We start from the raw sequence: 21,185 nt of genomic DNA, 5'->3' as shown, positions 1-21,185 counted from the left end.
GCATTCTAGGCAATAACTGGTATTCAAAATAGTAACTGGTATTTAAGATAATGACTGGTATTCGAGACAACAACATTATAGTTTTCAAATAAGGAGCTGCCATGAGCATGGACTTTACCGACCAACGCCTCTCATACGAGAAAGGTGAGCTTGACCAACAGTCAGTACCAACGTCACCATTCGAGCTTTTAAAAGCTTGGATGAATGAAGCGTTAGTGCAAAAGGTGCAAGAGCCTTATGCAATGAGTTTGGCAACATGTGGCGCAGACAATAAGCCTAGCGTCCGTATTGTGTTACTACGCGAGATTACTGAGACGGGTATTGTTTTTTATACCAATTATGAAAGCGCGAAGGGGCAGGATATTGTAGAAAACCCTAATGCCGAAGCGTTATTCTTTTGGCATGAGCTGGAGCGTCAAGTCCGTATCAGCGGTAGTATCGCTAAAATAGATGCTGATAAATCGGCTGCTTACTTCCAAAAGCGTCCTCACGATAGTCAAGTAGGCGCTTGGGTCAGTCAACCGCAAAGTGGTGAAGTGGCCAATCGTGAAATCATGGAGCAAACGTTTGAACAGCTTCAAGCAGCACATCCTGATAATACTACCGTACCAACGCCAGAGTTTTGGGGTGGGTATGAGATTACGGTTGAAAGTATTGAGTTTTGGCAAGGTCGAGCCAATCGGATGCATGACCGAATTGTGTATACGCAGAGTAGCGGCGATGATAGTAAAGTCAATGAAGGCAATACAAGCTGGACGACCAAACGTTTATTGCCATAGTTGTTATAGTTTGAAGCTATAGATTATACAAAACTAAAAAAGCCACTCTAAATCCAATTTCTTTGGTATCTAGGGTGGCTTTTTTACGTTAGCTATTGACCTTAATTAGCATTATTTTTTAATTAACTTTTTATTTAACCTTTCATTTAATATTGGTATCGACATCCACTGAGACTGACATACCAGGACGTAAGCGTGCCAGTTCAGGCTGATCTTGGTCTAAGTCAATGCGTACAGGGATACGTTGAGCGATTTTTATGTAGTTACCAGTCGCAGGGTTGGCTGCACCTGCACTAAACTCACTGCCCGTTGCTGGCGAGATATTACTGATGTGACCATTAAATTTGGCACCGCCAAGCGCATCGACATGAATGGTCGCAGGCTCACCGATTGCCATATTGGCTATTTGAGTTTCTTTAAAGTTTGCAATGATCCAAATGCCTTTTGGCACGATATACATAAGCTGCGTACCAGCGCTGACGTATTGGCCTTCTTTGACACTGACTTGGCTTAGCTGGCCAGATTCAGGCGCAGTGATAATAGTATTGTCTAGATTGATTTGCGCTTGCTTGACGCCTGCCTCAGCATTTTTGATATTTGCATCTAGCGATGAGCGACTACCGCTAGTCTTTTCACGGTTTTCTTGAGCGGCCTGTAAATTGGCTTCTGCTTGCTGTACACCTGCCTGTGCTTGGGCCAATTGCGCCTTGATATGAGCCACTTCTGCTTTTGATACCGCACCGATAGCATCTAAGCCTTGATAGCGATTGACGTCTTCACGAGCGCTCTCGACATTGATTTTGGCACTATATAAGTCTGCTTTGCGTGCTTCGATTTGTGCTTGGCTAGATTGCGTGTCTTGAACATTGGTAGAGCGACTGGTGACCGCCACTTCAGTATTGGCCTCGGCTTGTTCAAGTTGTTGTTGAAACGTTCGATCATCTATTTTTATCAGTAGATCGCCCGCTTTTACATCAGCAAAATCCTGCACCGCCACTTCGGTGACATAGCCGGAAACTTGCGGACTAATAATAGTGGTTTGACCTTTGACAAAGGCGTTATTGGTTTGTTGCACCGTAGGCGTAAATGGTGGTAGCTTCCAAGCATATAAAATCAAGGCCACACCAATGACAATCAGCGCAATCAATAATCCCAAATTTAGATAGGATTTTTTCTTGGGAGACCAGCCAGCCGTATTTGATATCGGCTCTTTTGGCGGCATAGGCGTTTCATTATCATCGTCTTGATTTTCTATAGAGCCTTCTACAGAGTTATCCTCACGCACGCTATCAGGCGTATCAGTAGCTGCTTGTATCTCGGATGTATCCGTTTTCTTTTGCGTAGCGCTTGTAGCGGTCTCTACTGGAGCCGTAGCAGACTCTGTACGTGTGTCTGTTGCTGGAGCATCAGTTGACGTCTGAGGTATTTTATTAAGCTCATTTGGTTTTTCTTGGCTCATGACATGCTCCTAAATGTTAATAAGCAGATATCTGATTGGTCTGACTATAAATAAATATGATAAAAAATCACTAAGATAATAAGTTGAATTATTTTGTTTCGCGCATCTTGGCGATGACGGCGAGCTCTTTGGCCAGTGGATTGCGCTTGTGGTAGCGGTTATAAAGATAATTGAGCAGCAAAATAATCGTAACGGCAGTAGCAAGACAGGCCATCAGAAAAAACAGGTCGCTGTATGCTGCGACCGTTGCTTGGCGCTGAATGCCTTGCAGTACTTGGCTAACTGCACTGATATTTGCTTGGGCCGCGTCAGTGGTCTGATTCGACAGCATGTTACGAGTGCCTGCCACCTGAGCGCTAAATGCAGGATCGCCCAAATTCAATGAGCTGACCATATCTGCATAATGCATTTGTGTACGAATGGTCGTAAATGCCTGAATGGCTGCCGCACCTGCCAGTCCGCCAACTGTTTGGGAGATGCCAAAAATCACTGAAAAACTAATAATATACGCAGGGCCACTGCCAATAGCCCGCAAAAACCCTTCAAAAACCAAAGGCCCCATGAAATAGACTGCAGCAAAGGCAATCAAAAACTGGCTAAGATAAAACATATAGGGCGCTGAATTAATAGACACACCAACATCCATCCAAGACCCTAAGGCAATCAATGCCACTGCAAAAATAACAGGTCGGCGCAAATCCATCGCATTGGTACTAAAAATACTAATAATCAAAGCCAGTGCACTGGCGGCTATAATAACAGCATAAAAAGTAACCAGCTGATCGTTACCGTAGCCGAGGTTAGCGAGCAATCCTGCCGCTCCGACATTTTGCTCAGATAGCAAAATCCGCATGACAGCGCCCGTCACCATAAAGGCAATAATATTGCGGCTACGCATCCAGCGCACTTGTAGCATCGGATTTTTGCGATGCGTCTCAATCCATAACGCGATGCTAATCCCGACGATAGCAATCATCAGTGGATAGACGAGCCAAGGTGTCGTCCACCATAAAATTCGACCCTGTACCAAAACGACAGCCAATGCAGCCAGACCACTGGCGAAAAAACCAAAGCTTACAAAATCCAATTTCTCAAATACTTTTTCTGTATTCCCTGGTGGTAGCTCCAATATATTAATCAGCCCAAAACAAATCAGCGCCAGACCAAATTGAAATAAAAATAAGTTTTCAAGCTGACCGTCGATGGCGAGGTAGGGCGAGATGACACGTGATAATGGAATACCAAACTGTACCAAACCAAAACCCAATATGAGACCACTAGTACGTTTGACGGTTGGCATTCCCTGAAGACAATAAAACAAGCCCAATACGGTCATACCACTTGCCACCATACCACTAAGTCCCCTAGCGACAATCTCTAAATAATAGGGCTCAATGCTAATATTAGGTGTGTCTAACAAGTGACTGCTGATCAGCCACTGTAGACTGGTGGCAGCTAACAAAAATGACAGGGTGATTTTGCTAAAAAGCGACATGCCAAATTGCTGACGAATTTTGTACAGCAGAACGGTGATACAGGCATTAGTCATATTATAACTGACCGATATCCAACCACCTTCAGCTGGCGTTAAGCCTAGCTGACCCTGAATTTGCGTCAGGTTGGCGACAAGTAGACCATTTTGGAAGCTGGCTGTGAGACCCACAAAAATCCCAATAAACAAATAAAATATTTTACGGCGTGCAGGATGGTCAGGATTGGCTGGAGAGCCCACCATTATTGGCTGTTCGTGGGGCTTAAACTGATATTCGTTACTCATGGACGTACCATCATCTGTATAAGGAAATAGAATGGCATAGAACAGATTCCAGACGCAAAATCAGGTCAGTACGATGAATGTTCATAGCTTAAAAAACAGCGGGGTAGCTGATATAAATGCTGGTCAAACTGGAAAGATAACCTAAGAAATGCAGGGCATATTTTATCATAACTTTTACAGTGCTTTTGTCATCACCGCGTAACTCATCGGCGCTGCTGAATAAAGATATAGCAGTGTCTCATGCAATTTAACGAACATTAAAACAAACGATGCAACAAGCAAAAAATACTATACGCATAAAAAACAGCTCTATACAGAGCTGTTTTTGTGTATCGAAAAATTGGTCAGTTAATACATAATATTTTGGCTAATACCAAGGTATCAATGAATATCAAATACTAAATTGATTCATCGTATTTCGCTTCTAGCTGCATCGCACGCTGATAGCTATCAAGACTGGCTAGCTTTTCAGCATACTGTTTGATATGCGGATAGGCGTCAAGTTTCTGACGCTTCGCAAGAATAATCAAATCAAATGACAGCATAAAGTCGGCACCACTTAGCTTATCACCTACAATAAATGACTTACCTTCAACCGAGGTATCCAGATACTTAAACAATCTGGTTTTTTCTGTCTCGATATAGCCGTTTAAAAACTCATTGTCGTTGATGCCTGCTTTGTTAGTAAATAACTCAAGCATTAATGGCAACATGAGCGAGCTTTCTGCAAAATCAATCCACTGTAGATAGTAGCCATAGTCTGAGCTTCCTGTAGCAGGGCGCAGACGCTCTGGCGCAAACCGTTCAATCAACAGCTCAGTGATAGCACCTGACTCAGCATAAATTTGTCCATCCATTTCGATAACCGGAGACTTACCGAGTGGATGTACAGCTTTTAGAGAATCTGGTGCTAAATGAGTTTTGGCATCGCGCTGATGACTGACTACTTCATAAGGAACGCCTAGCTCTTCTAAAAGCCATAGCGTACGTAATGAACGTGATTGATTGAGATGATGTAAGCGAATCATAGTATCGACCTTATTGCGTAGTGGATTTGACTAACCTTTCAGCTTCGTCATTAGACGCTTAGCAGCTTCTTCTGATGATGCAGGGTTTTGACCTGTGACTAGTAAACCATCTTCAACGACAAATGATTCCCAATCAGCCGCTTTTTCGTAGTTACCGCCATTGGCTTTCAATGCGTCTTCTACTAAGAACGGTACTACGTCTGTTAGGCCAACTGCATCTTCTTCAGAGTTAGTAAAACCAGTCACTGTTTTGCCTTTTACCAAATACTCGCCATCGACTTTAACGTTTTTAAGTGCTGCAGGAGAATGACAAACAAAAGCAACAGGCTTGTCTTGCTTAACAAAAGTCTCAATCAGATTGATAGAATTTTTATCTACTGCCAAATCCCACAATGGGCCATGACCACCAGGATAGAATACTGAATCGAAGTCTTCAGCGTTCATGTCAGCAAGTTTTTTGGTGTTAGCCAGATGCTCTTGAGCGTCTTTGTCGTCTTTAAAACGAGTGGTGTCTTTGGTTTGCGTGTCTTCTGTGTCACTACTAGGATCTAGTGGTGGTTGACCACCAGCTGGAGAGGCTAGGGTTACATTTACGCCAGCGTCAAGAAATGCGTAGTAAGGAGCAGCAAATTCTTCTAGCCAAAAACCAGTTTTCTTGCCAGTATCGCCTAAACGGTCATGAGACGTTAGTACCATTAAAATGTTCATAATTATCCTTGTTTATTATTTATGTGTTAGTAACTATGTAGCCAACAGTCATAAGTTTTCCGTTGCATTATTAGCTGTTTTTACTTAATTAGCCTAGATGCAAATAATGACTGTTAGCATTATTCCTGCTTTGTAAGCAACTTTCAGTAGTGATATTAACAATTTATGTTGTTAAGTAGTTATTCACAACGATTGCTAACTGTCAGTAGCTGCTTAACTAGTCAATGCTTAACCAATAATTATTTAACGTCAGATACTTTGATTACGGTTTTACCAAAGTTATCACCGTTTAACATACTGACAAATGCATCTGGGGCATTGTCTAGACCGTCAGTAATGTGCTCTTTGGTTTTCACTTCGCCTGACTCTACCCATTTGTTCATGGTTTCTAAGAACTCTGGGAAGTGGTCGCCGTACTCTTCAAAGATAATGAAACCTCTGACAGTTAGGCGTTGGCTTAAGATAAGACCCATCAGCATACCTAGGCGATCTTTGCCATCAGGTAAATCAGTTGCATTGTACTGCGATACCAGACCACATACTGGAATACGTGCGTGGTCGTTAAGTAATGGCATTACCGCATCAAATACTTTACCGCCAACGTTTTCATAGTAGATGTCGATACCATCTGGACATGCTGCTTTTAATTGCTCAGCGAAGTCGTCAGCTTTGTGGTCAATACAGATATCAAAGTCAAGCTCATTGACTGCAAAGTCGCATTTCTCTTTGCCGCCTGCCACACCGACAGTGCGCAGACCATATTGATTACCCACTTGACCGACAGTGGCACCGACGGGTCCAGTGGCTGCTGCCACAACTAAGGTTTCGCCTTTTTGTGGTTTACCGATATCAGTCAGCCCCATGTAACCGGTGAACCCTGGCATACCTAACACGCCTAAACCATAAGAAGGATTTGACATATTTTTGTCTAGTTTGAGGACGCCTTCGCCATCACTGACACTGTATTCCTGCCAGCCTGAGTTTGATACGACTAAGTCGCCTACCGCGAAGCTGTCGATATTCGACTCGACCACTTGCGCTACGGTACCACCCATGATGACGTCACCGACTTCTAACGGGTCTGCATAGCTTTTTGCATCGCTCATACGCCCACGCATATACGGATCTAGTGACAGATATACCGTGCGTAGTAGCATCTCGTTATCTTTTGGCGTAGGAATGTCGCTAGTTGCCATGTCAAAGTTGTCAGCAGTTGTCTCACCATTAGGACGGCTAGCCAATTTGATTTGACGATTTGTTTGTTGATTCTGTTGTTTGTCGAAGCTCATTGTAGGACTCCTTTGTATTTATTAATTGTCATTATTATAGTGGTGGTAAATGTAGTAGCTATTCAGCATGGAATAGCTACTATATGAATAGCATAACGATATGTACTTATTGTTACTGTCGCGATTTTTCTTATAATTCTTTAAACAGTTCTTGCTAAAGCGCTTATTAAGACGCTTTGCTAGTTACAGCGCGCTGCAAGATACGACGTGATACTTCTAAGTCGTTGGTACCATGTTCACCAAGCTTAACCATGTTATGCACTTCAAGTTGCTTGATAATTGGATCAATCGCTGATTCCGTCAAGTCAACGTCTTCTAGGCTAACTGGCAAGCCAAGCTCGCGGAAGAAGTTTTCAGTGTAAACAATGGCAGTTTCGATGATGGCATCGTCGTCTTGATCAGTATCGGTGATGTTCCATACGTTACGTGCATACTGAAGCAGTTTTTCTTTTTTGCTTTCTTTTAGTTCACGCATAACTGATGGCAATACGATGGTTAGCGTACGTGCATGATCGATAGCGTGTAGTGATGTTAGCTCATGACCAACCATATGAGTTGTCCAGTCTTGTGGTACACCAGTACCGATCAGACCATTCAATGCCATGGTCGCTGTCCACATAATGTTCTTACGTGTTTCTAGGTTTTCTGGATCTTGCTTAACGACTAGACCTTCATCGATAAGAATTTTAAGCAAGCTTTCAGCAAAGGCATCTTGTACTTTAGCGTTTACTGGATAAGTCAGATACTGTTCCATTACATGAACAAATGCATCAGCCACACCATTCATAACCTGACGCTCAGGCAAGGTAAGTGTTTTGATTGGATCTAAAATTGAGAATTTAGGGAAGGCAAGTGGGTTACCAAACGGTAGTTTTGCTTGACGTTCACTATAGTTGATCACGCCGCCTGAGTTCATCTCAGAACCTGTTGCTGGGATGGTCAATACAGCACCCAAGTCGACAGCAGAATCGATGTTTTTGCAATAACCAGTTAAGGCATCCCAAGCTTGGTCACGTGAGACAGTGCCGTCTTCTTCAGTCAATGAAGATACTAGTGCGACGAATTTGCTACCGTCAATCACAGAACCACCGCCAACTGCTAATAAGAAGTCAATGTTGTGCTCATTAACCATATCAGCGGCTTTTAATAGCGTAGTGAATTCTGGGTTGGCTTCGATGCCGCCGAATTCAAATACAGTACGGTTACCGCTTGCCGCTAAGGCAGTTTTTACTTCGTCTAAAGTACCAGTACGCTGTGCTGAACCACCACCATAAGTAATGAGTACACGCGCATCAGTAGGGACTAGATCTGATAGTTGCTCGATTTGACCTTCACCAAAAACGATACGGACTGGGTTGTAGTATTGGAAGTTATTCATAAGATTCCTAATTAGTAATAAAAAGTTTTTAATAAAAACGGTTCAATCAAATGGTTTTGACATGAGATATTGTCTGATATCAATCAATGAATGATAAGCAATGCTACTAGCATAGACATTCATTCTTAATATTTGTGCGCATTGTACACCAATTAGACCAGTCGTCTAGTGATATTTACAAAACTCTTGTATAACTGTCTAAGCCGTCTGCAAATGTCTTTAAGAAATTTGTTTAAAAAAGAGAAGGCAATAAAGCACACTGAATATCAAGCATAGTACTAACCGCTACTGTCTATGAGCGTTATGAATATTCAATATGCCTTAATGCTTATGCTGTTTGTGCTAGAGGTGCAGTCGCTAGAAATCCGAACAGTTGACGATTAGCGTCCCATTTGGGTCGTGGTCATCTGCCAAATTTCTGCTAAAGGCGTATTGGTTTGACTAATCTTTGCGATCAGACTTGCGCCAAGCCATGCAAAATACCAACGCTTGGCCATACTCTCAGCCGAGATGTTATCGTGACGAGGAACAGACTCATCGAGCCAGCCAGCTTTGATCTGCTTAGCAAGCCACATGGTGGTTTGCTGATAGCCAGTATCGAGTGCCTTGCGCATGGTTTCCGACATATCGGCCACCTCTGCGCTGAGCTTCACTACCAAGCATTTCTCATGGTCACAGCCGTTCTGCTGAGTGTCATACCAGTTTTGAAAATAATCATATAGCTTTTGCTGCGCACTGACATCTTGTGCATCGATGACATCCAACCGAGTTTTATATAAACTAAAATAATGATTAATAATGGCTTCACCAAAGGCTTCTTTAGAAGCAAAATAATGGTAAAAAGAACCCTTTGGCACACCTGCTGTATCTAAAATTTGCTTTAGACCAACAGCGGTAAAACCTTTTTTGGCGATTAATTGGTAGCCAGTGGCAAGTAAATGAGCTTTAGTATCTGGTGTCGTTGCGTCTGTATTAGACATAAACAGGATTATCTCCCTTAGTAGTTGCTTGTATTAGCGTATGCATTAGATAGTCAGTTAAAACAGTTAGCGTTCACTTGAACGTCACGTTGATGGCGTATTGTAATAGGATATAGTTATATGTGTTACGTTTTATCAACAATATTAACTGACAAAGTAGTCTTGTTTTATTGATAGCTATGGTAGCATTAGACCAGTCGTCTAGCAAGGTAGGTTTTGTTGTTATCCGTTACCGTTAGTATTTATTGCTAAAGAACATCTTTCATTAGAGCTTTTTTAATTGATGACTGTTAATTGATCTAGTCGATGCAATTTAAGAGTAGTACAAGGCAACCGAGTGCAGATGTATATTTGATACCTCAAGCAAGGTTAACGCTGTAATACTTTTATAGTGTGATGACTATAGATCGGTAACGATTTTAGACTTACTACTTGCCAGATATTTTCTCATTAAGATATCGCCGACTTGATAATTTTATTTTAATAATCGCAAACCAATACTTAACACAATAAATCAAAAATAAGGATGATTATGTCAACCAATACTACGAGTGCATACAGTGATTTCCATTTGCAGTTCATCTCTGGTGAATGGCAAACCGGTAAAGACAACAGCACCAACACCAATACCAACCCATATAACGGTGATACGCTTGTAGAGATCCAGCAAGCGACCAAAGATCAGTTGAACGAAGCCTATGATGCTGCGACCCAAGCTCAAGAAGCGTGGGCCAAGCAGACGCCAGCAGAGCGTTCTGCAGTATTGTATAAAGTCGTAAACATACTTGATCAGCGCCAAGAAGAAATCGTTGATTGGCTAATCAAAGAGTCGGGCAGTACCCGTATCAAAGTCATGGTCGAGTTCGGTGCGACGCGCGCGATTACCCTTGAAGCAGCGACTTTTCCTAACCGTGTCCATGGTGAGATTCGTCCATCGAATACCCCTGGTAAAGAAAACTTCATTTATCGTGAGCCAATCGGCGTTGTCGCTGTTATTAGCCCATGGAACTTTCCGCTGCATTTGACCCAGCGTTCTATCGCACCAGCCTTAGCACTTGGCAATGCAGTGGTACTCAAGCCTGCTAGCGATACGCCAGTGACTGGTGGTTTGCTATTGGCCAAAGTATTTGAAGAAGCGGGTCTACCAAAAGGTCTGTTAAACGTGGTTGTGGGTTCAGGTAGCGAGATAGGCGATGCAATCGTTGAACACAAAGCGTCAAGTTTTGTGTCATTCACAGGATCAACTTCAGTGGGTAAACACATCGGTGAGCTAGCTAATGGTGGTGAGCATATCAAACAAGTGGCACTTGAGTTAGGTGGAAACAGTCCATTTGTTGTACTCAAGGATGCAGATATTGATCAGGCAGTAAAAGCAGCCGTGTTCGGTAAGTTCTTGCATCAAGGCCAGATTTGTATGGCTATTAACCGAATTATTGTTGAAAATGAAGTGTACGATGAGTTTGTAGAGCGTTTCTTGTCTCATGTTAAAACGTTACAGGTAGGTGATCCTAACGATCAAGGTACTGCTATTGGCCCAATCATCAATGAGAAACAAGTTCAGTCACTTAGAGATAAGATTGATGAGGCACAGAAAGAGGGCGCAAAAATGCTCTTGAGCGGTGAAATCAATGGTCAATTAGTCCCGCCCCATGTCTTTACCGAAGTTACTAGAGAGATGGATATTGCCTATAATGAAATATTTGGACCATTGATAGGCATTATTCGAGCCAAAAATGAAGAGGATGCTTTGTCGATAGCTAATGATTCTATGTATGGCTTATCTAGTGCGGTGTTTACCGCAGACATGCAAAAAGGTTTACGTTTCGCTCGTGGTATCCGAGCAGGTATGACCCATATAAATGATATTCCAGTAAACGATGAAAGTAACGTGGCTTTTGGTGGTGAGAAAAATTCAGGTATCGGCCGTTTCAACGGTGAGTGGGTACTAGAAGAATTCACCAGAACACATTGGATCTCAATGCAAAATGAACCACGTGAATATCCATTCTAATTGTCCTAAAATAGAATGCTGATAGCTAATAAAAAAGACCGCTTTGATAGCGGTCTTTTTTTGTGAGACATTCAGTGTTTTACTGAGAGCGATATATTTGAAAGCTAGTCAATAAGTTATCTGGCATGAAAGCCAAGTAATCCTTCAATTTCTTCCATCGTCATCCGTCTTACCAGTGCTTGCTCTTCTACTGACAAGCGGTTGGTATGTTCTTTTATCATCGTATGAATACTTCGTGATATCTCAGAGGTGGTCGCGTAATACATTTGAGGCTGCTCTTTTGTCAACCTCATCAAAAATCGATTGATAAGTTTACGCTTTTCATCTGATTTATTTTCTTCAGTCGTAGTATTATTTTGAGTCATGATGTTCTCCTAGAGGTAAGCCATTTAAGCAGTCAGACACATGAGAGTCAATGCTTATAAGTGGTTTCTGGGGCTGAGCGCATTGCCTTACAAGTATTAGGTTAGCATCAAAATTGAATGCTAAGTATGTGTTGTACCGTATATGATATTTTAAGATTAAAAATTAAAAATAATAAACCAGCGCTAAACAGCCAGAAGGATAGGGTATGTCAAATCAAGCAGCGAACAACTTAGAGAACAACAATGTCACATTGGTACTATTTCATAATGATTTGAGAGTGGCGGACAATGCCACTTTATTGAAAGCATCTAAGATATCCATTAATGGAAAGCTGCTATTGGTTTACGCGTCATCGTTGACAGATATATTAGATAATAAAGACCATTACGATGCCTATCGCTATGAGGCTATGGGCCAAGCCCGCCAGCAGTTTTTGCATGAGAGCCTAGCTGATTTAAATGCGTCATTGATGCAGCGGGGTAATAGGTTGCTGTATTTACAGAAAGACGATGAAGCATTGGACGTCTTTACTCAGTTGAATGATCTAATAGCGCAGCAACAAGTGACAGATATCTGCATCAGTCAAACGGCAGATTATAATCAAAACAAAGTATATGACCTTCTACAGGCGAAATATCCAGAGATACAGTGGCACATTCAAACAACGGCAATTTTGTTTGACGAGTTACCGCTAGAGAGCTTACCCAAAAGTTTTACACAGTTTCGTAAACACATAGAAAGTGACTATGATTTGCTGCATGCAGAAAAAGATATAGCCATTTCTCCAACGCCAGAAACACTTGCTCCATTGCCTGACAATATGTTGAGTAGGGACGAGTGCTTTTTTGAATCTCAGTTGTCTAATCAGGCAGGGCGTGATAAGCCACCACAGCAGCCATCCAGTTTTAGAGGTGGTGAGTTAAATGGCCTCAAGCACTTACATACTTATTTTGACTCCGATGCACCCAGCACTTATAAAACAACCCGAAACGCGCTAGATGCCTGGACACATTCTACGAAGTTTTCCGCATGGCTTGCAAACGGATCACTGTCTGTAAACACGATATTGAATCGTTTGCGCAGTTATGAGCGCGATATTATCGCAAATGACTCTACTTACTGGATATGGTTCGAGCTGCTGTGGCGTGATTATTTCTACTGGTATGCTGTCACCCATCAGCAAAAGTTATTTTGGTTTAAGGGCATCGCTCAGCACGCGCCTTCAAATCAATTGATTGAGAGTCTGTTAGCACAATGGAAGAATGGTACGACACCGTATCCTATCGTCAACGCATGCATGAACCAATTGAATGCGACAGGTTATATGTCGAATCGCGGACGACAACTGGTTGCTAGTTGCTTTATTCATGAGCTAGGCCTTGATTGGCGTTACGGGGCAGCTTACTTTGAGCAACATCTTGTTGATTATGATGTAGGCAGTAATTGGGGTAATTGGCAATATCTGGCAGGCGTCGGCGCTGACCCAAGAGGGTGCAGGCAGTTTAATCTCGACAAGCAAACTCAGCAATACGATCCAAATGGTGAGTTTATCCGTCAGTGGCAAGGCAACGCTCAAAAGAGCGATTAATGTATGTTGAAAACTCCCACTCAACAGGTGATAACTATTATTAGAGTAATCATAAGATAGGTTTAAACGATGAAAAAGCCCAGTCCTTATTTAACTTTTGCAGGTGCTATTCCGTTTGTCGCCTGTGCATTTTTGCTGATGATAGACGTTGTTACCGTGCCTATGCTTGGTTCAGTACTCGATGTATTGAGTGCTTATGGACTAGTGATTGCATCATTTATGGCAGGTGCGCATTGGGGTAATCATTTAGATTTAGCTGAAGACAATAAGTGGGCAGTTAGGCTTCCATTATATAGCAATGTCATTGCGCTTGGCCTTTGGCTTGGGTTTTTAATCTTATCAGCCAGCAGTTTTATTTGGCTATTAGTGATTGGGTTTATAAGTCTGTTGGTTATTGATTATAGCCTGCATCAAGCGCAGATTATCAGTCACACATATTTTAAAGTTAGGCAGTATGTCACGGCGATAGTGGTCATATCGTTAGTCATCGCGGTATTACAGTTGTAAGTGGTATTGACTAAGTCATGTCTAAATAATAGCTAAAGAACAGCCAGCCTGATTTCTCTATTTTTATAATTGGGAAATTTATTTCAGAGATTTCCGCAAGCGTAGCACTTCGATGAGTAAAATATTTGATAGTTAGACTAAAAATTAATAAAGTTCATTTAAAATGAATGTTATAATTAAAGCCATCTATATTCTTTAAGAAGATGGCTATGCAATCTATCAAGTTACCTAGCAAACCACCAAGCTCTCCGAATCCTATCCTTAATTTAAGCTTTCGCATATTTTTTAGTGCTGCTGCGCTATTTGCCGTAGTAACGATGCTGCTATGGGCGTTTGTGTTCACTGGTCACACAGATATCGATGCACAGGTTTTGAACCCGTTATACTGGCACGGCCATGAAATGGTGTATGGTTATGCCCTAGCAGTGGTAGCCGGGTTTTTGCTAACCGCGGTCAAGACATGGACAGGGGTGATGATGCCGCATGGTTATAAACTGCTAGGTATCTTTGTCTGTTGGTTGCTGGCTCGTCTGAGCTGGTTGGGTTTTGGGCTTGGCATAACGCTCATAGGTGATAGTATATCGTGGCTATATATAGCAGCCATTTTTGATGTAGTATTTGTCGCCTCGATGGCATATGTGATATGTCGAGCAGTATGGCAAGTTAAGCAGTACAAGCAAATGGGTATCTTGGCAAAACTGGCACTGCTGACCTTTGGCAACGGACTCTGCTATTGGGGCATTATTGATGCTGATATGAATACAACTAAGATAGGTATTTATCTTGGGTTCTACTTGATCATCGGTTTGGTGCTGACTATTGGCCGCCGCGTAGTGCCATTTTTTATCGAACGTGGTCTTAGTATGAGTATAGGTGTGGAAACGTCAGAACCCATTAAGTTACGTAATAGTAAGGTACAAGATATAGCAAGCTTAGTGTTTTTCTTGGCCTTTTTTATTAGTGATGTATTTTATCCAAATAAATATTTGCTGACGGTGACCGCGCTCGGTGTAGCAGTGATTAATATCGTTCGTCTGATAGGATGGTATCATCAAGGTATTTGGCAAAAGCCATTACTTTGGTCGTTGTATATTGCATTTTTAGGCTTGTGTTTGAGTTTTTTATTATACGCATTACAGCCTTGGCTCGGTTATCCGCACAGCATCGCTATGCATGGACTGGCGATCGCTGGTGTTGGTATGATGACGTTAGCCATGATGACTAGAGTATCTCTGGGACATACAGGTCGCAGTATTCATCAACCGCCAAAAACGGTAAGCGTTATGTATGGCTTGATGATATTGGTATTTATTAGCCGCGTACTACTACCGCTAGTAGATATGAGTCATTACCTAATGTGGATTATGATGGCGCAAAGTGCTTGGATTGTGTGTTTTGTGCTATTTTGCATCAGTTATCTGCCCATGCTGGCACGTCCTCGGCCTGATGGTTTATTTGGTTGAAGCGGGCTAACGATACTGTTTACAAATGCTATGTCTAAACGTTATTACCAAAAATGCGACTTACTTTGTCTAGGGCGTGTCCTCAATTCGAACGAGTGTCCTTTAAATGGGCTAAAAATAGCTAAATTTTGCCAAACATCGTCAAATAGTTGGTCAATATCTCGATATTATCTGCACTATTTTTCTCGTTTGACGGCAATTTATCTTATTTTAATGCTCATAATCTAATTGATGACACGCCCTAGCTTAATATATAAAATTTATAAAAAATAGGAGCGCAAGTACATGCGATTGACCAACTATAGTGACTACGCGCTACGCTCATTGATTTATTTAGCCGTGAGACCAGATCCATCACTATTGGCTAATATTAGCGATATTGCTGATAGTTATGGTATTTCCAAAAGTCATTTGACCAAGATTATTCATCAGCTGGGCCAGCTCGGTTATATAGAGAGTGTGCGTGGCAAAAATGGCGGCATACGATTGGCACGTGCGCCTAAGGATATCAATTTGGGCGTATTGATCAAACAGATAGAGCCTGATTTTAATCTGGTAGAGTGCTTTGCCGTACCAGCATCTCATAAGGATAGCGAGCAGGGCGCTCATCAGGCGGATTTACCAGTGACATTCATTGAGGAAGAAAAGAATAAATCTCTAGGCTGTGTAATCAGTCCAGCCTGTCAGCTTAAAAGCGTGTTCTTTGAAGCGCTCACCGCATTTATTAATGTGCTCGAGCGTTATACATTGGCAGATATTCTGAACAATGAAGATGAGCTGGCGACATTGCTGTTTCGATAATCGCATGTTTTATAAAGTCATTGGCTTAAAAAACGGGTCGCTACATTAGTAAATACAGTAATAGCGACCCGTTTTTATGTTTATCAAAGACGTCTGTCAAAATGCGATAAAAGCTATGCTGTTTCTAGTTTGGGACGAGCTTTCTTAATGGCTTTTAATAAGGCCTTTTCAAACTCGCCTTCTTTGAACTGAACAAGATAAGAGTGTGCTGCACAGAAATTACGAACGTCGCGCCACTCACTTGCCAAGTTGATCGCCCAGTCGCAGTATTGCGCGCCAGCGTTTGGCTCGTTTTTCAGAGCTTTTTTGGTCGTAGGATGCAATATTAATTCAGGCAATACAGTTTCTAATAGCTTCGTTGGTGGACTCATAAACGTATCATCTACGTGCAAGCTTTGGCTGGTAGGGTGATAGGCCAATAGAGAGCCTGCATGAATCATCTCATTGGGCGAGATATAGTAAATGCCCTCTGATATTGAGAACTTGAGCTCAGGATAGCGTGCAGCGACTGCGTCACTTTCGACTAAGTCATCTGCCCAATCGATTCCTGGCACTTTTTTATGGTGACGGCTACTGCCATAAAACGTCGCTTGCGGAAAGTCTTTTGCCATTTGAGCACAGCTGACTGTATGAAACGGATGTACGTTCAGCACCGCTTCGACATCTTGACCATTGTTAGTGAGTGCCATAATCTCATCTCGAACATCACCCGTTAGAGCGTAACTGTCCAAAAAGATAAATTTCCCTGATGGCAGCTTGACCAACGAGCATTGAGTGCCGATATTTAACACGCCACCGAGACGGAATGTTCCGCGTATGTTCCAAAACCCTGCCCCTAAATCATGAATTTTATCTGACATTTATAGTTTTCCTCGTCTAGTTAATTAAATAAAATATGTAAATAAAACGAAGCTACTTTTTCACCGTAAACTTTGTTTTTCGAGTTGTTTTAGTAGTATGTGTTCTAAAGGTTCACGCTTTTATGCTTTTTCAAGCTCAGGGCGAGCCAAATCAATCGCTGAGATAAGTGCTGTCTCAAACTGACCTTCCTTAAATACCACTAAGCCTGAATGTGCACCGCAAAAATGACGACCATCGCGCCACTCGTGTGCTAGCTCTACTGCCCAATCACAATAGTGCTTAGCTGCGTTTGGCTCATCTTTGAGCGCTTTTTTGGTAGTAGGGTGTAAGCCCAGGTTAGGCTGCACGGTATTTATTAACTTGGAAGGGGGTATCTCAAAGGTATCATCGACATAAATGCTCTGGCTAGCAGGATGATAGACCAATAAGGAGCTGGCATGAACCGTCTCGTCAGGTGAGATGTAATAGATGCCTTGAGGTATAGAGAATTGGAGTTCAGGGTAGCGTGCAGCAATGGCATCGCTTTCGACCAAGTCATCTGCCCAATTGACTTCAGGTACTTGCTCTGGATGTCGGCTACTGCCATAAAACGTCGCTTGCGGAAAGTCTTCTGCCATTTGAGCACAGTGTACTGTATGAAATGGATGAACATTGAGGACGGCTTCGACATTTTGACCATCATTGGTCAATGCCATGACTTGCTGACGCACATCGCCAGTTAATGTATAGCTATCCAAAAAGATAAACCGTCCTGATGATAGTCTTATGAGTGCACACTGGACACCGATATCAAGGATACCGTTTTTGATAAATGATCCTCGAATACTCCAAAATCCTGCACCCAAATCATACATCTTATCAGTCATCAACATTGCTCCTTAATCGTTCATTTATTCAATCGTTTTACTTGTTTATAGCACCCTATAGTCGGTTTAATATAATTTGGATACAAGGAAGGCGAGTGAAAGTACTACAAGTTGTAGACTAAGCGAGCCTGACACCGTATCCAATTTATAGAGGATTGACTATATGATTATTAATTTTTAAAGGAGTAAAGTCTGTAAGAAAAAAGATAGAAGCAATGTAAATGTGTAAAAATAAAAAAGAGTTGTTATTCAAATGTCATCATCAGCAGTGAAAGCTGTTCTCCCTTCCGTAAGTAGGTTAAAAATAGCTTACAAACAGTCTTCGTAATCATAGGCAGATATACGAGGATCATCTTTGTAGCTTTCATTGCCACATAAGAATTTATCGAAACGGGTATCGCCGTTAATATAACGTTGCATCCATGCGATAGCAGGTTTGCTTAATAGTTTCTCGTTAAAACGATGGCTGGCACAGAAATGACTGCCGTTGTTAATCTCGACCTTCATTTTTGGACCGTCAGCTTTTTGATAAAAAGTATTGGTGTATTTTTTATTCGGGGCGATACGGTCATTTTCACAAGCGATGAATAGAGCAGGCGTATCCATCGCGCCATAGCTCGTATCGTGATAGGGTGTTTGTGCAATGATGGCTTGCACCGTACTGCGTTCAGTTGCCAATCGTAGCGCACCGCCGCCGCCCATTGACCAGCCAATCGCGCCCAAACGATTTGGATCTATCATATGCCCCACTGTTTCATCAGCGACAAGGTGATCGAGAGCCGCGCTCAATTGTTCAGCACGGCTATCCGGATTATCATAAATGGAGCTAGTATTAATAGTGATAACGACAAATCCCCAAGAGGCTAGACGCGGTCCCCACCATTTGATAGAAGACTCATAAGACACGTAACCTGGCACTACCGCGATACCACCTAGCAGACCACAGCTACCAGCATCCGTTGGATAATGTATGGTACCGCCACCAAAGCCATTGGCTGATTGGCGACTCACGTGCTTGGTACTGATAGAAAACGGACCGTTATCGCGTGTTTTTGTGAGCTCAGTAGCAGTGATAGTATCATCCTTTATACAGTCTACTGCCGCTAGTGAGTTTGTAGCGTCGAGTGTTGATCCAACTGGACTGAGACTTTTAACGCTAGTTTCGGACACAGTTATTTCTGCTACAGCCATCGTAGAGAAAACCAATGTACTCACCGCAATAATAAGTTTTAAAAGCACCATATTTTTCATCATAGTAAATTGTATTCTAAAAGATTGTGTAGTCGTGCACGTCTCTAGGTTAGAAAAAATAGACGTAGGTAGTGATTGTTAACTGTCACTGTTATCAATCGTTAAAGTAGTTAAATGATTAACAAATGCGTCAACAGCATCTAACCATACTATCCTGTATATGCAATAAACGTAACGTTAATCATGACCTCGTGAGTCGAAAACTGTCTTCACCGTCTTAAGTCGAAATGTGATTCCTAGTCAAGTTTTTCTACGATAATCTCGAACCCAAATAAAGAATCTATCAAGAGGCAATAACACTTTTAAACCTGAGTATATTAGTGAATGTGCTACCATAATTTGCCTGTCATTATGATGAGCATTTATCGTTTAATAACGGTGATTTTGCTTATACATTTAGCATAAGCAAAATCACCGTTATTCCTCTCTATCATCCACGCCAGTGACGGTTATTATTTGCAGTCATGGTATAACCAATATAGTCAGATCCCCTGTGAATAATTCTAAAGATCAGATCCAAGACATAACAGCTGTGCCACCAGTCACCTCCAATCATTCAACGTCGTGGATATTGAAGCTCACAATTGGCCTGATAGGTATGTTTGCTTTTTTACAAGTGTACTCTATCCAAGCGGTGCTACCGGTCATGATGGTGGACTTTGCTGCGACCGAAGTGCAGGCTGGCATGATCGTTGGTGCCACTGTGTTAGCCATTGCCATTATGTCACCATTTCTAGGCATGCTCTCAGATGCGGTCGGGCGCAAGTCGTTTATCGTTGGCGCTTTATTGTTTTTAGCGATACCAACAGCACTCATTGCCCAGAGCTCGAGCATTGAATGGGTCGGCATTTGGCGCTTCATGCAAGGATTGTCTGTACCAGGTATTACGGTGGTGACGATTGCTTATATCGGTGAGGAGTTTGAGGGCCGGGCGATGACTGAGCTGATGTCCTTTTATGTGTCAGGATGCGTGCTTGGCGGCTTTATGGGTCGGTTCTTGCTTGGGCATTTGCATGAGCTGATTGGCTGGCGTCATGGTTACTATGTGATGACGGCAATGACCTTGCTAGGCGCGATATGGGTCGGCAAGATGCTACCATCGTCTCGTCACTTTGTGGCCAATCCTAATTTTCGCTCAGCGATACAGACGCTGGGTGAGCATGTCACCAATCGCTATGTGGTAACAGCATGTCTGCTTGGCGCTTGCGTGCTGTTCTCCCTTGTAGGCTGCTTCACTTTTATCAATTTACATTTGGCAGATAAGCCTTATGAGCTTGGTACTGGTGCGCTCGCCAATATTTTTGCAGTATATTTGCTTGGTGTCATCATCACGCCGCTGTCTACGACATTGCTACGCCGATTTGGCTCAGCGCGTACAGTACGGGTGGCTATCGTCGTATCTATGGTCGGAGTATTATTAACTTTGGTCACGCCATTATGGGGGGTGATTATAGGACTGGCCATTATGTCGTCAGGTGTATTTATCACGCAGTCGGCGACCATCAGCTATATCGCGGTCAATGTGAAAAAGGGTCGCTCATTAGCTTCGGGTCTATATTATATGGGCTATTACACAGGCGGTACGCTAGGGGCATGGCTGGGTGGCATAGCTTATGCGCGAGGGCAGTGGTCTCTTACCGTATGGTTGTTATTGTTTGTGCAGATACTGGCGTTATTAATAGCCAGTTTTGGCATGATTAAAACCACAGTACGGGCAAAGTGACTGGCTGCCTTATGTAGCATAGGTCTGGTCGGCCGTCTTGTGATACTTAATGTAAGACCGCTTTACACGGCGCCACTTTTTTCTTACTATCAATAACGATGTTAGGGTCTGTTGAACATTCAAATATTAGGGCTGCTGATTGCTAAAGGTGCACCAAACGAGGCGCAAGCCGACGATAATGTCGAGACCTTAGCTAGGTTTGCAACAACGTTTGGGGTGATTTTAGGGCGTGTCTTCAATTCATCTTACAATGAACGATAGTACACGCCAGATAAAGCATTGACTTAAAATTACGCGCTAACTTCTCATAGCGAGTAGCGATACTACGAAAATGCTTAAGCCTTGCAAAC

At 42.4% G+C, this 21,185-nt stretch carries 18 protein-coding genes and 1 pseudogene; 7 read left to right on the top strand and 12 right to left on the bottom strand.

Going from position 1 to position 21,185, the window contains the following annotated elements; all coding sequences use genetic code 11:
- Window positions 1-107 precede the first annotated feature (107 nt).
- On the top strand, window positions 108-779 hold the full coding sequence (gene pdxH / locus JMX07_RS10515; RefSeq protein ID WP_201607910.1) for a pyridoxamine 5'-phosphate oxidase: 672 nt from the start codon (window positions 108-110) through the stop codon (window positions 777-779).
- 142 nt (window positions 780-921) lie between these two features.
- Here pdxH and JMX07_RS10510 read toward each other — a convergent pair whose 3' ends face one another.
- From JMX07_RS10510 to JMX07_RS10480, 7 genes are all read right to left on the bottom strand, one after another.
- Entirely contained in the window at window positions 922-2,238 is a 1,317-nt protein-coding gene (locus JMX07_RS10510) for an HlyD family secretion protein (RefSeq protein ID WP_201607836.1), read from the bottom strand.
- 88 nt (window positions 2,239-2,326) lie between these two features.
- A complete protein-coding gene (locus tag JMX07_RS10505) occupies window positions 2,327-4,015 on the bottom strand; it encodes an MFS transporter (protein WP_201607835.1) in 1,689 nt (562 codons plus the stop codon).
- 398 nt (window positions 4,016-4,413) lie between these two features.
- The gene (locus tag JMX07_RS10500; protein ID WP_057760525.1) at window positions 4,414-5,043 is read right to left on the bottom strand and encodes a glutathione S-transferase family protein; all 630 of its coding nucleotides are present in this window, start codon (window positions 5,041-5,043) and stop codon (window positions 4,414-4,416) included.
- A gap of 30 nt (window positions 5,044-5,073) precedes the next feature.
- Window positions 5,074-5,751, bottom strand: coding sequence for a type 1 glutamine amidotransferase domain-containing protein (locus JMX07_RS10495; RefSeq protein WP_201607834.1), 678 nt, complete (start codon window positions 5,749-5,751; stop codon window positions 5,074-5,076).
- A gap of 239 nt (window positions 5,752-5,990) precedes the next feature.
- Window positions 5,991-7,040, bottom strand: a complete 1,050-nt coding sequence (locus JMX07_RS10490) for an NADP-dependent oxidoreductase (protein ID WP_201607833.1) — start codon at window positions 7,038-7,040, stop codon at window positions 5,991-5,993.
- Window positions 7,041-7,206: 166 nt separating this feature from the next.
- Window positions 7,207-8,418, bottom strand: coding sequence for an iron-containing alcohol dehydrogenase (locus JMX07_RS10485; RefSeq protein ID WP_201607832.1), 1,212 nt, complete (start codon window positions 8,416-8,418; stop codon window positions 7,207-7,209).
- 380 nt (window positions 8,419-8,798) lie between these two features.
- Complete coding sequence (locus tag JMX07_RS10480; RefSeq protein ID WP_057760518.1) at window positions 8,799-9,398, bottom strand: TetR/AcrR family transcriptional regulator; 600 nt, start codon at window positions 9,396-9,398, stop codon at window positions 8,799-8,801.
- A gap of 532 nt (window positions 9,399-9,930) precedes the next feature.
- Here JMX07_RS10480 and JMX07_RS10475 point away from each other — a divergent pair.
- Window positions 9,931-11,409 carry an aldehyde dehydrogenase family protein gene (locus tag JMX07_RS10475; RefSeq protein WP_201607830.1) on the top strand — a complete coding sequence of 493 codons (1,479 nt, stop codon included), beginning with the start codon at window positions 9,931-9,933 and terminating at the stop codon, window positions 11,407-11,409.
- Window positions 11,410-11,525: 116 nt separating this feature from the next.
- Here the strand turns inward: JMX07_RS10475 and JMX07_RS10470 are convergent, their stop codons facing one another.
- Window positions 11,526-11,774 (bottom strand): hypothetical protein, encoded by a 249-nt coding sequence (locus JMX07_RS10470; protein ID WP_057760515.1) that lies wholly within the window; start codon window positions 11,772-11,774, stop codon window positions 11,526-11,528.
- A 206-nt stretch (window positions 11,775-11,980) separates the two neighbouring features.
- Here JMX07_RS10470 and JMX07_RS10465 point away from each other — a divergent pair, with 206 nt between their 5' ends.
- From JMX07_RS10465 to JMX07_RS10450, 4 genes are all read left to right on the top strand, one after another.
- On the top strand, window positions 11,981-13,363 hold the full coding sequence (locus tag JMX07_RS10465) for a DASH family cryptochrome (RefSeq protein WP_201607828.1): 1,383 nt from the start codon (window positions 11,981-11,983) through the stop codon (window positions 13,361-13,363).
- Window positions 13,364-13,432: 69 nt separating this feature from the next.
- Complete coding sequence (locus tag JMX07_RS10460) at window positions 13,433-13,870, top strand: DUF3429 domain-containing protein (protein WP_201607826.1); 438 nt, start codon at window positions 13,433-13,435, stop codon at window positions 13,868-13,870.
- Window positions 13,871-14,079: 209 nt separating this feature from the next.
- On the top strand, window positions 14,080-15,333 hold the full coding sequence (locus JMX07_RS10455) for an NnrS family protein (protein WP_201607824.1): 1,254 nt from the start codon (window positions 14,080-14,082) through the stop codon (window positions 15,331-15,333).
- 285 nt (window positions 15,334-15,618) lie between these two features.
- Window positions 15,619-16,134: an Rrf2 family transcriptional regulator gene (locus JMX07_RS10450; RefSeq protein WP_201607823.1), complete on the top strand. Its 516-nt coding sequence runs from the start codon at window positions 15,619-15,621 to the stop codon at window positions 16,132-16,134.
- Window positions 16,135-16,247: 113 nt separating this feature from the next.
- Here JMX07_RS10450 and JMX07_RS10445 read toward each other — a convergent pair whose 3' ends face one another.
- From JMX07_RS10445 to JMX07_RS10435, 3 genes are all read right to left on the bottom strand, one after another.
- Window positions 16,248-16,994 carry a hypothetical protein gene (locus JMX07_RS10445; RefSeq protein WP_201607822.1) on the bottom strand — a complete coding sequence of 249 codons (747 nt, stop codon included), beginning with the start codon at window positions 16,992-16,994 and terminating at the stop codon, window positions 16,248-16,250.
- A gap of 120 nt (window positions 16,995-17,114) precedes the next feature.
- The gene (locus JMX07_RS10440) at window positions 17,115-17,861 is read right to left on the bottom strand and encodes a hypothetical protein (RefSeq protein ID WP_201607821.1); all 747 of its coding nucleotides are present in this window, start codon (window positions 17,859-17,861) and stop codon (window positions 17,115-17,117) included.
- A gap of 309 nt (window positions 17,862-18,170) precedes the next feature.
- Window positions 18,171-19,103 (bottom strand): dienelactone hydrolase family protein, encoded by a 933-nt coding sequence (locus JMX07_RS10435; protein WP_201607820.1) that lies wholly within the window; start codon window positions 19,101-19,103, stop codon window positions 18,171-18,173.
- 541 nt (window positions 19,104-19,644) lie between these two features.
- Here JMX07_RS10435 and JMX07_RS10430 point away from each other — a divergent pair.
- The gene (locus tag JMX07_RS10430) at window positions 19,645-20,835 is read left to right on the top strand and encodes an MFS transporter (protein WP_201607909.1); all 1,191 of its coding nucleotides are present in this window, start codon (window positions 19,645-19,647) and stop codon (window positions 20,833-20,835) included.
- A 235-nt stretch (window positions 20,836-21,070) separates the two neighbouring features.
- Here the strand turns inward: JMX07_RS10430 and JMX07_RS10425 are convergent.
- A pseudogene (locus JMX07_RS10425) lies at window positions 21,071-21,185 on the bottom strand (IS5/IS1182 family transposase); the annotation flags it as partial.

It is taken from the genome of Psychrobacter immobilis (genome assembly GCF_904846235.1).
Classification (GTDB): Bacteria; Pseudomonadota; Gammaproteobacteria; order Pseudomonadales; family Moraxellaceae; genus Psychrobacter; species Psychrobacter immobilis_C.
Note: the sequence above shows the minus strand (reverse complement) of the source record. Positions and strands in the feature narration are given on the sequence as shown.

Coding starts and splice junctions, on each gene's coding strand:
- pdxH (WP_201607910.1), top strand. CDS start 108: ATGGACTTTACCGACCAACGCCTCTCATACGAGAAAGGTGAGCTTGAC.
- JMX07_RS10510 (WP_201607836.1), bottom strand. CDS start 2,238: ATGAGCCAAGAAAAACCAAATGAGCTTAATAAAATACCTCAGACGTCA.
- JMX07_RS10505 (WP_201607835.1), bottom strand. CDS start 4,015: ATGAGTAACGAATATCAGTTTAAGCCCCACGAACAGCCAATAATGGTG.
- JMX07_RS10500 (WP_057760525.1), bottom strand. CDS start 5,043: ATGATTCGCTTACATCATCTCAATCAATCACGTTCATTACGTACGCTA.
- JMX07_RS10495 (WP_201607834.1), bottom strand. CDS start 5,751: ATGAACATTTTAATGGTACTAACGTCTCATGACCGTTTAGGCGATACT.
- JMX07_RS10490 (WP_201607833.1), bottom strand. CDS start 7,040: ATGAGCTTCGACAAACAACAGAATCAACAAACAAATCGTCAAATCAAA.
- JMX07_RS10485 (WP_201607832.1), bottom strand. CDS start 8,418: ATGAATAACTTCCAATACTACAACCCAGTCCGTATCGTTTTTGGTGAA.
- JMX07_RS10480 (WP_057760518.1), bottom strand. CDS start 9,398: ATGTCTAATACAGACGCAACGACACCAGATACTAAAGCTCATTTACTT.
- JMX07_RS10475 (WP_201607830.1), top strand. CDS start 9,931: ATGTCAACCAATACTACGAGTGCATACAGTGATTTCCATTTGCAGTTC.
- JMX07_RS10470 (WP_057760515.1), bottom strand. CDS start 11,774: ATGACTCAAAATAATACTACGACTGAAGAAAATAAATCAGATGAAAAG.
- JMX07_RS10465 (WP_201607828.1), top strand. CDS start 11,981: ATGTCAAATCAAGCAGCGAACAACTTAGAGAACAACAATGTCACATTG.
- JMX07_RS10460 (WP_201607826.1), top strand. CDS start 13,433: ATGAAAAAGCCCAGTCCTTATTTAACTTTTGCAGGTGCTATTCCGTTT.
- JMX07_RS10455 (WP_201607824.1), top strand. CDS start 14,080: ATGCAATCTATCAAGTTACCTAGCAAACCACCAAGCTCTCCGAATCCT.
- JMX07_RS10450 (WP_201607823.1), top strand. CDS start 15,619: ATGCGATTGACCAACTATAGTGACTACGCGCTACGCTCATTGATTTAT.
- JMX07_RS10445 (WP_201607822.1), bottom strand. CDS start 16,994: ATGTCAGATAAAATTCATGATTTAGGGGCAGGGTTTTGGAACATACGC.
- JMX07_RS10440 (WP_201607821.1), bottom strand. CDS start 17,861: ATGACTGATAAGATGTATGATTTGGGTGCAGGATTTTGGAGTATTCGA.
- JMX07_RS10435 (WP_201607820.1), bottom strand. CDS start 19,103: ATGGTGCTTTTAAAACTTATTATTGCGGTGAGTACATTGGTTTTCTCT.